Annotated in this window: 12 protein-coding genes; 4 read left to right on the plus strand and 8 right to left on the minus strand. The window is 74.9% G+C overall.

What is annotated here, in order from left to right; translation table 11 throughout:
* Positions 1-20: 20 nt before the first annotated feature.
* Positions 21-2,105, minus strand: coding sequence for a phage holin family protein (locus FHS37_RS30370; protein ID WP_184827112.1), 2,085 nt, complete (start codon positions 2,103-2,105; stop codon positions 21-23).
* Between the two features lie 112 nt (positions 2,106-2,217).
* Positions 2,218-2,619, minus strand: coding sequence for a hypothetical protein (locus tag FHS37_RS30375; RefSeq protein WP_184827113.1), 402 nt, complete (start codon positions 2,617-2,619; stop codon positions 2,218-2,220).
* 82 nt (positions 2,620-2,701) lie between these two features.
* Here FHS37_RS30375 and FHS37_RS30380 point away from each other — a divergent pair, with 82 nt between their 5' ends.
* Positions 2,702-3,475: an MBL fold metallo-hydrolase gene (locus FHS37_RS30380; protein WP_184827115.1), complete on the plus strand. Its 774-nt coding sequence runs from the start codon at positions 2,702-2,704 to the stop codon at positions 3,473-3,475.
* 47 nt (positions 3,476-3,522) lie between these two features.
* Entirely contained in the window at positions 3,523-4,146 is a 624-nt protein-coding gene (locus tag FHS37_RS30385) for a DedA family protein (RefSeq protein WP_184827370.1), read from the plus strand.
* 59 nt (positions 4,147-4,205) lie between these two features.
* Here FHS37_RS30385 and FHS37_RS30390 read toward each other — a convergent pair whose 3' ends face one another.
* The 6 genes from FHS37_RS30390 to FHS37_RS30415 form a co-directional block, all read right to left on the minus strand.
* Complete coding sequence (locus FHS37_RS30390; RefSeq protein ID WP_184827117.1) at positions 4,206-5,291, minus strand: MBL fold metallo-hydrolase; 1,086 nt, start codon at positions 5,289-5,291, stop codon at positions 4,206-4,208.
* A complete protein-coding gene (locus tag FHS37_RS30395) occupies positions 5,288-6,535 on the minus strand; it encodes an aminotransferase class I/II-fold pyridoxal phosphate-dependent enzyme (protein ID WP_184827119.1) in 1,248 nt (415 codons plus the stop codon). The genes FHS37_RS30390 and FHS37_RS30395 overlap by 4 nt, the downstream gene beginning before the upstream one ends.
* A gap of 168 nt (positions 6,536-6,703) precedes the next feature.
* Positions 6,704-7,390, minus strand: a complete 687-nt coding sequence (locus FHS37_RS30400; RefSeq protein ID WP_184827121.1) for a hypothetical protein — start codon at positions 7,388-7,390, stop codon at positions 6,704-6,706.
* A 211-nt stretch (positions 7,391-7,601) separates the two neighbouring features.
* A complete protein-coding gene (locus FHS37_RS30405; protein WP_184827123.1) occupies positions 7,602-8,399 on the minus strand; it encodes an RNA polymerase sigma factor SigF in 798 nt (265 codons plus the stop codon).
* 257 nt (positions 8,400-8,656) lie between these two features.
* Positions 8,657-9,070, minus strand: coding sequence for a VOC family protein (locus FHS37_RS30410; RefSeq protein WP_184827125.1), 414 nt, complete (start codon positions 9,068-9,070; stop codon positions 8,657-8,659).
* 10 nt (positions 9,071-9,080) lie between these two features.
* On the minus strand, positions 9,081-9,509 hold the full coding sequence (locus FHS37_RS30415) for a helix-turn-helix transcriptional regulator (protein WP_184827127.1): 429 nt from the start codon (positions 9,507-9,509) through the stop codon (positions 9,081-9,083).
* Between the two features lie 224 nt (positions 9,510-9,733).
* Here FHS37_RS30415 and FHS37_RS30420 point away from each other — a divergent pair, with 224 nt between their 5' ends.
* Together FHS37_RS30420 and FHS37_RS30425 are read left to right on the plus strand one after the other, a co-directional pair.
* A complete protein-coding gene (locus FHS37_RS30420; protein WP_184827373.1) occupies positions 9,734-12,127 on the plus strand; it encodes an ATP-binding cassette domain-containing protein in 2,394 nt (797 codons plus the stop codon).
* Positions 12,128-12,295: 168 nt separating this feature from the next.
* On the plus strand, positions 12,296-13,105 hold the full coding sequence (locus FHS37_RS30425; protein WP_184827129.1) for a thioesterase family protein: 810 nt from the start codon (positions 12,296-12,298) through the stop codon (positions 13,103-13,105).
* Positions 13,106-13,115: the final 10 nt, after the last annotated feature.

The following is a 13,115-nucleotide window of genomic DNA, read 5'->3' on the forward strand; positions in this document are numbered from 1 at the left end:
GTCCGGGAGGGACGGGGGGATCAGGCCGCGCGTTCCCCGCGCGACGGCTCCTGGGGTCGTCCCACGCCGCCCGACTCCCTCAGCCAGCGCCGCAGCACGTGGTGGACCTGCTCGGCACCGGTGAGTTCCGCGCCGTCGGCGACCGGTGGGGACAGCTCGAGGGGGGACAGCAGGAAGGGGCGGGACTGGGCGCCGCCGAGGCCGCCGTGGGATCCGATCTGCTCCTCGAACGCGAGGACCTCGCCGTCGGCCGGGTCGTGGAAGGAGTTGACCATGATGTCGGCGGTGTGCGGGAACGTGTGGGTGCGGCGCACGGCGTCCGCGGCGCCGGGGCCGAAGGCCGCCAGGGGCCCGGGGTTGTCGTCCAGCTCCGCCAGCGGGATCTGGGCCCCGTAGGCGCCGAGCACGACCCCGTCGTGGGCCTCGCTGCGCACCAGCAGGAAGCCGATGCCGGGGTGGTTGGCGAGGGTCGGCAGCAGCGCGGGGTGGCGGGCGTCGATCTCCTCCTTGGTCATCCGGTGCAGCACGTCCGGGAAGGACACCAGGCCGAGGTTGCCGGAGGCGAGCACGACGGGTTCCGAGCCGCGGGTGGGCCGGTAGTGCTCGGCCCCCTCCTCGACCGGCCGGCGCAGCGCCGCCCGGACGGCCGCGCGGGCCTCCGCGCCGCTGTGGGTGCGGCGCGCCCGGCGCGGCACGGGCAGTCCGCAGCCGGCCCGCACCAGGTCGCCGAGGGTGAGGCCGTAGCGGGAGCGGAAGGTCTCGCCGGGGCTCTGCCCGTGGTCGGACAGGACGACGATCCGGTAGGGGCGCGGGGCGTGCTCGGTCACCTTCTCGATCAGGGCGAGGGCGCGGTCGAGGCGCTGGAGGACCTTCTCGGCGTCCCGGCTCACCGGTCCCGAGTGGTGGGCGACCTCGTCGTAGGCGACCAGGTCGGCGTAGACGGCGGTGCGGCCGGCGAGCAGGTCGCCCATGACGGCGGCGACGACGACGTCCCGCTCGACGACGGTGGCGAAGGCCCGCACGAACGGGTACAGCCCGCCGCGGGAGACGCGCGGGCGCTGTTTCCCGAACCGGGCCCGGGTGGACTGGCCGATCTCCCGGCCGACCTCGGCGACGAAGGACAGGGCGGTGCGCACGGCGTTGGCGGGGTCGGAGAAGTACGCGAAGTAGCCCGAGCGGGAACGGGCCCCCGGGCCGCGGCGGCGGGTGGCGATGGACAGCACCAGGGCCTGCTCGTCGGCGCCGCCGCCGAAGAGGTTGCCGCGGCTGGCGCCGTCCTCGGCGAGCAGGCCGGCGTGGCCGGAGTACTCGATGGCGCGGGCCTGGAGTTCGGCGGCGCTGGTGGGACGGTTGCAGACCATCACCTCGCGGCGGGCCTTCTCGTACCAGCGGAAGGCGGGCACGTCGTGGTTGCTGCCGTGCAGGATGCCGAGCTGGCTGGCGCCGGTCTGGCTGGACCAGTCGGTGCGCCAGGGGGTGAGCCGGTGGGTGGGGCCGTCGTCGGTGCCGGTGCCGAGCCAGCGGGCGACGGTGGGCATCAGGCCCTTGCCGACGGCGTCCAGCAGGACGTCGTGGCCGACGCCGTCGAGTTGCAGGAAGACGGTGCCGGGCGTGTCCGGGCAGGGCGGGGTGGAGCGCCGTCTGCGGTCGGCGAGGCGGTAGAGGCGGCGGCGGTAGGCGTCGTCGTCGCGTACGGCGAGGGCGGCGCCGGTGGCGGAGGCGACGGCGGACATCACGGCGGCCACCACGACCGCCGTCTCCGGGGCGGCGGCACCGCGTTCGACGGGGTTCAGGTACAGGGCCAGCCACAGCAGCGCGCCGTTGAGGAAGAACACCAGCAGGCCGAGGACGAGCGCCGGCACGAGCAGCAGCAGGCGCACCAGCAGCGGCCAGACGAGGGCGGACAGCAGACCGAAGGCACCGGCGCCGAGGGCGGCGGTGACCGCGATGTCGGTGGCGCTGTCGCCGTCGGCCGAGCGCAGCCGGAAGTCGGGCAGGATCCCGGCGAGCAGCAGCATGGTGAGCGTGGAGACCACCCACACGGCGACGCTCCGCCCGATCTGACTGGCGACCCGTCGCCACCGCCCGCCGCCCACGCCCAGCACACCTCACGTCCCGGCCCGCCGTCGCCGTGACGGACGGGCCCTAGCTCCTACCCACCCTGTCACAACGGCCGGAAGAGGTGTTCCGTCCCCGGCCGCCCGTGCCGTCGGCGTCTCAGCGGCCGTCGTAGCCGGCGGTCGGCATGGACAGCCGGCGGTGCACGCGGGCCTTCATCGCCGCGTCGTACGACGGTTCGGCACGGCCCGCCGTCTCCACGCGCACCCCGCGCCGCGCGCACTCCGCGGCGAACTCCTCGACGGAGGACAGGGCGCGCTCCAGGACCCGTCGGCTGGGCGCCACGAACACGTCCGCGCCGGGCCGTACGCCCTCCCACAGGGCGCCGTGGTCGGGGCGCAGTCCCCGTACGAGCAGTTCCCGGGTCACCACGTAGCCGCGTTCGGCGGCCCAGCGGGCGCACATGGCGTGCTGGCTGCGGGCGTCCACCAGGAAGGGATCGGCGTCCAGTTCCTCCAGCGGTGTCAGACTCGCGATCGCCGTCACCCGGACCGGCCCCATGGCGCCCCCTCACCTCCGGTCTTCGCCGCCGACCCTACTCCTGCGCGTAGGCTTCGGGGAGGCGTGCGAAGGAGGCGGGGCGGTGCCGGTGGAGATCACCTGGTGGGGGCACGCCACCTGCACGGTCGAGGACTCGCGCACCCGCGTGCTCACCGACCCCCTGTTCGCCCGCCGGCTCGCGCACCTGCGGCGCCGGCGCGGTGCGGTGCCGCCGGCCGAGGCCCGGCACGCGGACGTGGCCCTGGTCTCCCATCTGCACGCCGACCACCTGCACCTGCCCTCGCTCGCGCGGCTCGCCCCGGGCACGCGCCTGCTCGTGCCCCGGGGCGCACGACGTGCCGTGCCGGGGCTGCGCCGGCTCACGCACCTCGACGTGAGCGAGGTGGCGCCCGGCGACGTGACGACGGTCGGCGCCCTGGCCGTGCGGGCCGTTCCCGCGCGGCACGACGGGCGGCGGCTGCCGGTCGGACCGCACCGCTCCCCCGCCCTCGGCTACGTCCTGGAGGGCGAGGCGCGCACCTATTTCGCCGGGGACACCGGGCTGTTCGACGCGATGGCCAAGGAGGTCGGGCCGGTCGACGTGGCGCTGCTCCCGGTGGGCGGCTGGGGGCCGTACCTCGGCGAGGGGCACCTGGACGCGGGGCGGGCGGCCGAGGCGCTGGCCCGGCTGGGGGCGCGCAGTGCGGTGCCGGTGCACTACGGCACGTACTGGCCGATCGGGATGGACGCCGTGCGTCCGCACGAGTTCCACGCGCCGGGCGACGAGTTCGTGCGGCTGGCCGCCGCGCGGGTGCCCGGGGCGGCGGTGCACCGGCTCGGACACGGGGAGAGCGTGCGCCCGGAGGTCGCGTGGTGACTCCGTCCGCGGCCCTGGCCCAGGCGGCCGGTGCGCCGTTGTCCGCGGTGGCCGCGCTGGCGGCCGTTCCGGTGACCGTGGTGCCGGAGTCCACCCAGCAGGCGGTCGGGTACCCGTCGCTGTTCCTGCTGGTGCTGATCGGGGCACTGGTGCCGGTGGTGCCGACGGGGGCGCTGGTCAGTTCGGCGGCCGTGGTGGCCGTCCACCAGGCGGCGCCGTTGTCGCTGGCGCTGGTGTTCGTGACGGCGTCGCTGGCCGCGTTCCTCGGGGACGTGGCGCTGTACTGGCTGGGGCGGCGCGGGATGAAGTCGAGGAACGGCTCGCGCTGGCTGGAGGCGATCCGGGCGCGCGCGCCGGAGGACCGGCTGGCGCAGGCGCAGACGAAGCTCGCCGACCACGGGGTGGCGGTGCTGGTGCTGTCCCGGCTGATGCCGGCCGGGCGGCTGCCGGTGATGCTGGCCTGCCTGCTCGCGAAGTGGCCGGTGCGCCGCTTCGTCCGCGGCAATCTGCCGGCCTGTCTGGCCTGGGCGGTGACGTACCAGCTGATCGGCGTCCTGGGCGGCTCGCTGTTCGAGGAGCCGTGGGAGGGCGTGGTCGCGGCGATCGTGCTGACCGTGCTGGTCAGCGCGGTGCCGGGGATGTGGCGGCGGCTGCGGGGGACGGCGCGGTAGCGCGCCGCCCGGTCGCCGCAGGACCGCCGCACCGGCTCACCGGAGGAGCGCGACTCCGGTCACCGGAGGATCCGGGACCCTCCCACCGGGAGGTCCCACAGGCGCTCGCGGGGCAGGCCCGCCTTCTCCCAGGCGGCGCGGACGCGGGTGAGGGGTTCCAGGACCGGTTCGGCGGAGAGGACGAAGGTCGCCCAGTGCATGGGGGCCATGTGGCGTGCGCCCAGGTCCTGCGCGGCGCGCACCGCCTCCTCGGGGTCGCAGTGGACGTCGCTGAGCCACCAGCGGGGGGCGTAGGCGCCGATGGGCAGCAGGGCGAGGTCGATGCCGGGGTGGCGGCGGCCGATCCGGGAGAACCAGTGGCCGTAGCCGGTGTCGCCGGCGAAGTACACGCGCCGCCCGTCGCGGTCGGTGAGCACCCAGCCGCCCCACAGGGAGCGGCAGGTGTCGGTGAGGGTGCGCTTGGACCAGTGGTGGGCCGGTACGAAGTCGAAGCGGACCCCGTCCAGTTCGGCCGCCTCCCACCAGTCCAGCTCGGTGACGCGGGTGAACCTGCGGCGGTGGAACCAGCGGGCGAGCCCGGCCGGTACGAACACCGGGGTGTCGCGCGGGAGCCGGCGCAGGGTGGGGGCGTCGAGGTGGTCGTAGTGGTTGTGGCTGATGACGACCGCGTCGACGCGCGGCAGCGCCTCCCAGGCGACGCCGACGGGGGTGAGGCGGGCCGGGGTGCCGAGGATCCGGCGGGACCAGACCGGGTCGGTGAGCACGGTGAGGCCGCCGATCCGCACGACCCAGCTGGCGTGCCCCGCCCAGGTGACGGCGACCGTGCGGGCGTCGACGCGGGGCAGCGGGCCGGGGGCGTACGGCAGCCCGGGGACGCCGGCGAGGCCCTCGGGCCCCGGTCGTACGGCGCCCTCGCGGGCGAAGCGGGCCAGGGCCTTCAGGCCGGGCAGCGGGGCGGTCAGCCGGTCGTGGAAGGTACGCGGCCACACCCGGCGTTCGGCGAGCGGGCGGGGTTCGGTCGGCGGGGGGCACGGCGACGCGGGAGAAGAGGGGCCGGCCGGATCGCGGTCGTCGGTCTCCGGAGCGGTCGGGCCGGCGGCCGTTCTCGGGGGCGTGCTCGCGGTCGACTCGGACTGCTGCGTCATCGAGGCGGCTCCCATCGCTGAGCGTCGTCGCGGAGATCGTCGAAGACCGACTTCAGGTGGATCAACGCACGGTCCACGTGCGGCAGTTCCAACGGCTCGGGGGCGTCGAGGCATTCCGCGCGCCGTTCGGGGGTGCCGCCGAGCAGGGGCGCGGTGGACAGCCGCACGCGCGGGGCCTCGAGGTCGTCGCCGAAGCGGTGGCCGCCCGGTGCGGGCATGCCGAGCCGGCCGGTGAGGAAGTCCTCCAGTTCCTGGGCGTCGCCGATGTCGTGCGCGGCGAGCGCGGGGGCCAGGGGCGTGAGGTCGACGTACAGGTGCCGTCCGCACTGCGGGGGCCGGGCCACGGCCCCGGCGGCGACGACGGCGTGGTGTGCGGCGGCGGCCACGCGCGCGTGCAGGCGCACGGCGCCGGCGACGCGCGCGGTGACCGGCTCCGGTTCGGACAGCGCGTACACCGCCGCGGCGGCCACGGGGGCGGCGACACGGGCGTCGAGGGCGGTGAGCACGTCCAGCACGCGCGCGTGGAGGGCGTTCCCGTCCTCGCCCGCCGGGAAGCGGGCGACGGCGGCCGGCCAGCCCGGCGGGAGCAGGGCGCCCGCCAGGTCGGTGACGACGGTGACCCGTTCGGGCAGCATCTCGGCGGGGCTGAGCAGCACGGTGTCGTGCGGGTCGTGCAGGGTGTCCCGCCAGGTCTCGTCGCTGACCAGGTGCAGCCCCTGGCCGACGGCGGCCTCGATGGTCTCGTGCAGCAGTTCGGGCGGGGCGACGGTGGCGGTGGGGTCGTCGGCGACGGAGAGCACCAGCAGGCGCGGGTCGCCGCCCTCGGCCCGGAGCCGGCGCACGGTCTCCAGCAGGGCGTACGGATCGGGCACGCCGCCGCTCTCGGCCGGGGTCGGCACGTGGAAGGCGGGTCTGCCGAGCAGGCGGGCGTAGGGGGCCCACCAGGCGGCGCAGGGCCGGGGCACCAGTACGTCGCCGCCGATGGCGGCGGTCAGGGCCACCAGCAGGGCGGGCGCCCCCGGGGCGACGGCCACCCGGTCGGGGGCGGCGGGCAGGCCGCGCCGGTCGCCGTAGCCGCAGGCGGCGTCCAGCAGGGCGGGGCCGCCGCCCACCGGCTCGGCACCGGCGCGGGACGCCGCCGCGGCGAGGACGGCGGACAGCTCGGGCAGGACGGCAAGCCCGTCCTCGGGGATCGGCGGCCCGAAGCGGACGGGGCCGTGGCCTTCCGGGTCCGTCCGCCGCATCCGTACCTCCGCGCAGTCCGTGGTGTCCCGCAGTCCGTGGTGCCGTGTGCCGGTGCCCGCCCGTGCCTCGGCCTGTGAGTACCCGGCGTGCCGCCGGACATGGGCGCCTGCCCGGGTCGTACAGCTCACGGCATGGGGCGCGGCGGCCGGGGAAGGGGCGGCCGGACGTCAGCCGTCCGTGTGGACGGTCCGGCCGCGGTACAGCCGGTGTGCGGCGGCACCGAACGCGCCCGCGATCAGCAGCCCGCCGGCGACCAGGGCGGGCACGGAGTCGGTGAACGCCCCGCCCCCGCCGGCGTGGACGCCCCACTGCACGGTCCCGTCCTCGCAGCGGCCGTCCCTCGCCCCGGCGTCCCCCGGTCCGGCCTCCTCGGCCCCGGTGTGCTCGGGCCCGGTGCCCGCGGGACCGGAGGCGTCCGGTTCGATCGCCTCCGACCGGGATTCCTCCGACCCGAGTTCATCGGACCCGAATTCCTCCGACCCGAATTCCTCCGAGCGGGTTCCCTCCGACCCGGATTCCTCCGAGCGGGTTCCCTCCGCCCCGAAGGTGTCCGCATCCGCTCCCCCGGGCGCGACGGCGTCCGGCGCGGTGTCCTCCGGTTCGGCGGCGTACGGTACGGCGGCACCCGGTTCGGCCCCCCGGGGCTCGTGCTCCTCCCACTCCCGCCCTTCCGGTTCGGGACACGGCGGGGGGGAGGCGGCGCCGGGGCCGGAGCGGGGGGAGGCCGTCCGGGCGACGGTGCCCCCCGGGACTCCGTCGCCCGGACCGGCCTCCGCGGACGCGACCGGTGCGAGCGCGCCGAGGACGGTGCCGGTGACGGCGGCGAGGGACAGGGCACGGACGGTGCGGCGCATGGTGCGGGCTCCTTCGGGCGACGGCGGGGGCACGGCGATCGCGCCCGACGGCCGCGCGGGCGTGACCCACGTCGGCGGGGCACGGGGGTCGCGCCCCACAGCCATCACAGCCCGGCCACCGCCGCACCGCGCGCGGCCGGGCGCCATTGGCGGGACGGGCGCGCCCGAGAGGGTGAAGGACCCCGCCGGGCCGCGCCCCGCCCGGCCGTTCCTACGCGCCGTCGTCCTGCATGACCTGCTCCCGGACCCGGCCGCAGCAGCGGCTGATCAGACGGGAGACGTGCATCTGGGAGATGCCCAGCTCCTCGGCGATGCTGCTCTGGGTCATGTCGCCGAAGAACCGCATGTAGAGGATGGTCCGCTCCCGTTCCGGCAGGGCGGCCAGGCGTTCCCTGACGGCCTCGCGGTCGACCACCGTGTCCAGCGCCGGGTCGGGCGCGCCGAGGGAGTCGCCGAGCGAGTAGCCGTCGTCGCTGCCGGGCAGCTCGGCGTCCAGGGACAGCGCGGTGAAGCTCTCCAGCGCCTCCTGGCCCGTGCGGACGTCCTCCTCGCTCAGGTCGGCGTGCTCGGCGATCTGGGCCACGGTCGGCCGGCGGCCGGAGGTGGTCCGGGACAGGTCCTGCGCGGCGGACCGGACACGGTTGCGCAGGTCCTGCACCCGGCGCGGCACGTGCAGGGTCCACATGTGGTCGCGGAAGTGCCGCTTGATCTCTCCGGTGACGGTCGGCACCGCGTAGCTCTCGAAGGCGTTGCCGAGCCCGGGGTCGTACCGGTCGACGGCCTTGACCAGGCCGAGCGCGGCGACCTGGCGCAGGTCGTCGAAGCTCTCGCCGCGGCTGCGGAACCGCCCGGCGAGGCGGTCGGCCATGGGCAGCCACGCCTCGACGATCTCGTCGCGGAGGGCGTCGCGTTCCGCGCCCGGGGGCAGTGCGGCCAGTCTGCGGAAGGCGTCCGCGGTGTCGGGGGCGTCGTCGTGCGGGTGGTGCCTCGCGCTCGCTCGGGTCGGCATGGTGCGTCGCAACTCCCTCGGAGTGCTCGGGGACGGACGGTCACCGTGGAGAGCGCACCTGCGTTCGGGACGGCCGGGACAGGCGTCCCGGAGCGGGGTGCCGCCGCCCACGGGAGTGCCTGCTGTCCGAAGCACTGGGGGTGCCCCTGCCCGGGCCCTCCGCCCTCAAACCCCGGCGCGGACTTTCCGCCGGTGCCCCGGCCGGCCGTACGACCGCCGCGCCCGGCCCGCACGTCTCAGGTCCGGGCGGGCCGGTGTCAGCCGAGGGACTGGGTGAAGCGCAACAGGTTGCCGGCGGGGTCGCGGAACGCGCAGTCGCGGACGCCGTAGGGCTGGTCCATCGGCTCCTGCAGCACCTCGCCGCCCGCGGCGCTGACGCGCTCGAAGACGGCGTCGCAGTCGTCCGTCGCGAAGATGACGCCGCGCAGCAGGCCCTTGGCCATCAGTTCCGCCATGGTCCGCCGGTCGGCCGGTGAGACGTTGGGGTCGGCCACGGGTGGTTCCAGGACGATGTCCACGTCCGGCTGCGAGGGGGGTCCGACGGTCACCCAGCGCATCCCCTCGAACCCGACGTCGTCGCGTACCTCGAGGCCGAGTACGTCGCGGTAGAAGACGATCGCCTCGTCGTGGTCGTCGACGGCGATGAAGCACTGGGAGAGCCTGATGTCCATGCCGCTCACGTTAGGACCGCGCGGCGCGGCCGGCTTCTCCGTTCCTGACCGGTCGTGTGTGGATCTTGGCCATGCACGCCGGGATGGCGGCGCCGTCGTCGTGGTTCCGGGCCCGGTAGGCGCTCGGGCTCTCGCCGACGAGTTCGGTGAAGCGCGAGCTGAACGACCCCAGCGACGTACAGCCGACCGCCATGCAGACCTCGGTCACCGTGAGGTCGCCGCGCCGCAGCAGCGCCTTGGCCCGCTCGATGCGACGGGTCATCAGGTAGCTGTAGGGCGTCTCGCCGAAGGCGGCGCGGAAGCTGCGGGAGAAGTGGCCCGGCGACATCAGGGCGTCACGCGCCAGCGCCGGGACGTCCAACGGCTCGGTGTAGTCACGGTCCATCCGGTCGCGGGCCCGCCGCAGCCGCACCAGGTCGTCGAGGTCCTGCCGTCTCATCCCGTCAGTTTCCCACGGTGACCGCGGCCGGGGGGCGCGCGTGACCGGACCGCCGGAAGGACCGGGAGACCACCGGGAGGATCAGGAATCGAGAAGCGCGCGTCACCGGGCGGCGGCTAGCGTGACCGCCGTGGACGTCCGGGCGGCCCGTGCCCCGCCCGGGCTTCCCGCGAGGTGAACGAGACGCCCGACGAAGACGGTTCCACCCGACGGATGGGGACATGATGAGCAAGACCACGAGGACGGACACGCAGTCGCCCGCGCCGCATGCGGCCGACAGCCACGATCTGATCCGCGTGCTCGGCGCGCGCGAGAACAATCTCAAGGACGTCAGCGTCGAGATACCGAAGCGTCGGCTGACCGTGTTCACCGGCGTGTCCGGCTCGGGCAAGAGTTCGTTGGTGTTCGACACGATCGCCGCGGAGTCGCAGCGGCTGATCAACGAGACCTACAGCGCCTTCCTGCAGGGCTTCATGCCGACGCTGGCGCGGCCCGAGGTCGACGTGCTCGACGGGCTGACCACCGCGATCACCGTCGACCAGCAGCGGATCGGCTCCGACCCCCGCTCCACGGTCGGCACCGCCACCGACGTCAACGCGATGCTGCGCATCCTCTTCAGCCGGCTCGGAAAGCCGCACATCGGTCCGCCCGCCGCGTACTCCTTCAACGTGGCCTCGGTGAGCGCGAGCGGCGGGTTCACGGTCGACCGCGGTGCCGAGAGGACCAGGACCGAGAAGGTGTCCTTCAGCCGCACCGGCGGCATGTGCACGCGCTGCGAGGGCCGGGGCACGGTCTCCGACATCGACCTCACCCAGCTCTACGACGACTCCAAGTCGCTCTCCGAGGACCCGTTCACCATCCCCACCTACACCGGGGGCGGCTGGGTGGTGCGGGTCATCGCCGAGTCGGGCTTCTTCGACCCGGACAAGCCGATCCGCGAGTACACCGAGAAGGAGCGGTACGACTTCCTCCACCGCGAACCGACCAAGGTGAAGATCAACGGTGTCAACCTCACCTACGAGGGGCTGATCCCGAAGATCCAGAAGTCGTTCCTCTCCAAGGACCGGGAGTCGATGCAGCCGCACATCCGGGCGTTCGTGGACCGGGCGGTGACCTTCACCGCGTGTCCCGGATGCGACGGCACCCGGCTCAGCGAGCTGGCCCGGTCCTCGCGGATCGACGGGGTCAACATCGCCGACGCCTGTGCGATGGAGATCCGCGACCTGGCCGAGTGGGTCCGCGGCCTCGACGAGCCGTCGGTCGCCCCGTTGCTCACCGCGCTGCAGCACGCCCTCGACTCGTTCGTGGAGATCGGCCTCGGCTATCTCTCGCTCGACCGGGCCGCGGGCACGCTCTCCGGCGGGGAGGCGCAGCGCGTGAAGATGATCCGCCACCTCGGTTCCTCCCTCACCGACGTCACCTACGTCTTCGACGAGCCCACGATCGGTCTGCACCCGCACGACATCCAGCGGATGAACGACCTGCTGCTGCGGCTGCGGGACAAGGGCAACACGGTGCTCGTGGTGGAGCACAAGCCGGAGACGATCGCCATCGCCGACCACGTCGTCGACCTCGGCCCGGGCGCCGGTACGGCGGGCGGCACCGTCTGCTTCGAGGGCACCGTCGAGGGGCTGCGGGCCAGTGACACCGTCACCGGCCGCCACCTCGACGACCGGGCCGTGCTCAAGGAGACGGTGCGCAAGCCCACCGGGACGCTTCAGGTCCGCGGTGCGACGGCGAACAACCTGCGCGGCGTCGACGTCGACATCCCGCTCGGCGTGCTCTGCGTCGTCACCGGCGTCGCCGGCTCCGGCAAGAGCTCGCTCGTCCACGGGTCCATCCCGGCCTCGGAGGGGGTGGTGTCGGTGGACCAGGCGCCGATCCGCGGCTCGCGCCGGAGCAACCCGGCGACCTACACCGGCCTGCTCGACCCGATCCGCAAGGCGTTCGCGAAGGCCAACGGCGTGAAGCCGGCGCTGTTCAGCGCCAACTCCGAGGGCGCCTGCCCCACCTGCAACGGCGCCGGCGTCGTCTACACCGACCTGGGGATGATGGCCGGCACCGCCACCACCTGCGAGGAGTGCGAGGGGAAGCGGTTCCAGGCGTCCGTGCTGGAGTACACCCTCGGCGGCAAGGACATCAGCGAGGTGCTGGCGATGCCGGTGACCGAGGCCGAGGAGTTCTTCGGCTCCGGCGAGGCCCGCACCCCGGCCGCCCACCGGATCCTCGACCGGCTCACCGACGTGGGGCTCGGTTACCTCACCCTCGGCCAGCCGCTCACCACGCTGTCCGGCGGCGAGCGGCAGCGGCTCAAGCTGGCGACCCACATGGGCGACAAGGGCGGCGTCTACGTCCTCGACGAGCCGACCACCGGCCTCCACCTCGCCGACGTCGAGCAGCTGCTCGGCCTGCTCGACCGGCTCGTCGACTCCGGCAGGACGGTCATCGTCATCGAGCACCACCAGGCGGTCATGGCGCACGCCGACTGGATCATCGACCTCGGTCCCGGCGCCGGTCACGACGGCGGCCGGATCGTCTTCGAGGGCACGCCCGCCGACCTCGTCGCCGCCCGCTCCACCCTCACCGGCGAGCATCTCGCGGCCTACGTCGGCGCCTGAGGCGGGGCGGTTCCGCTCCTCGTGGGCGGGCCGGTCCGCCAGGGGACCAGGGCGTGGTGGCCGCTGATCACTCCGCGGCCACCGGCTCGGGCATGATGGCCGGATAGATGCCGTGTACATCATCCTGCTCGGCATCCCGTGACCCGCGCGCCCGAGGAGAGACGTCCGTTGAATCCCCGCACCCCGGCCCCCGGCAGCTACTACGAGCGCATCGACGAGCACCGCTTCAAGCCGACGCCCCATGCGGGCGGCGCCTGGAACCAGGACGAGCAGCACTTCAGCCCGCTCGGCGGGCTCGTCGCCCACGTCCTGGACCGCCACCTGGCCGGGCGCGCCGACGAGGGCCTCCTCGTGTCCCGGATCAGCTACGACATCCTGGGGCGGCTCGCGCTGGACGAGTGCGAGGTCCTGGTGGAGACCGTCCGTCCCGGTCGCACCATCGAGCTGCTGGAGGCCGTCGTGCGGATAGCGGGCCGTCCGGTGGTCCGGGCCCGCGCCTGGCTGCTCGCCTCCCTCGACACGGCCGCCGTCGCGGGCGGTGCCGGGGAGCGGCTGCCCCGTCCGGAGACCCTCGCGCCGTGGGCGATGTCCGAGCAGTGGCCCGGTGGCTACATCGCCTCGCTGGACGTCCGCCCGGTCGCGCCGCCCGCGCCCGGCCGCACGACCGCGTGGGTCTCCAGCCGTCTCGACCTGGTCGCCGGTGAGGCAGCCGGCCCGCTCGCGTCCTACCTGGCCCTGGTGGACACGGCCAACGGCATCGCGGTGCGCCGACCGCCCACCGAGTGGATGTTCCCCAACGTCGACCTCACCGTGCACCTGCACCGCCGGCCCGGGGGCGGCTGGACGGGCCTGGACACCACCGTCGTCTTCGGCCCCACCGGCCAGGGCCTCACCAGCACCGTCCTGCACGACCTCGACGGCCCGGTGGGGACCGCCCAGCAGATCCTCACGGTCCGTCCGCAGCCGGGACGGCGGTGAACCGGCCCTG

This window comes from Streptomyces griseomycini (assembly GCF_014203535.1).
Taxonomy (GTDB): Bacteria; Actinomycetota; Actinomycetes; order Streptomycetales; family Streptomycetaceae; genus Streptomyces; species Streptomyces griseomycini.

Coding starts and splice junctions, on each gene's coding strand:
- FHS37_RS30410 (WP_184827125.1), bottom strand. CDS start 9,070: ATGGACATCAGGCTCTCCCAGTGCTTCATCGCCGTCGACGACCACGAC.
- FHS37_RS30405 (WP_184827123.1), bottom strand. CDS start 8,399: ATGCCGACCCGAGCGAGCGCGAGGCACCACCCGCACGACGACGCCCCC.
- FHS37_RS30390 (WP_184827117.1), bottom strand. CDS start 5,291: ATGACGCAGCAGTCCGAGTCGACCGCGAGCACGCCCCCGAGAACGGCC.
- FHS37_RS30375 (WP_184827113.1), bottom strand. CDS start 2,619: ATGGGGCCGGTCCGGGTGACGGCGATCGCGAGTCTGACACCGCTGGAG.
- FHS37_RS30400 (WP_184827121.1), bottom strand. CDS start 7,390: ATGCGCCGCACCGTCCGTGCCCTGTCCCTCGCCGCCGTCACCGGCACC.
- FHS37_RS30420 (WP_184827373.1), top strand. CDS start 9,734: ATGAGCAAGACCACGAGGACGGACACGCAGTCGCCCGCGCCGCATGCG.
- FHS37_RS30415 (WP_184827127.1), bottom strand. CDS start 9,509: ATGAGACGGCAGGACCTCGACGACCTGGTGCGGCTGCGGCGGGCCCGC.
- FHS37_RS30395 (WP_184827119.1), bottom strand. CDS start 6,535: ATGCGGCGGACGGACCCGGAAGGCCACGGCCCCGTCCGCTTCGGGCCG.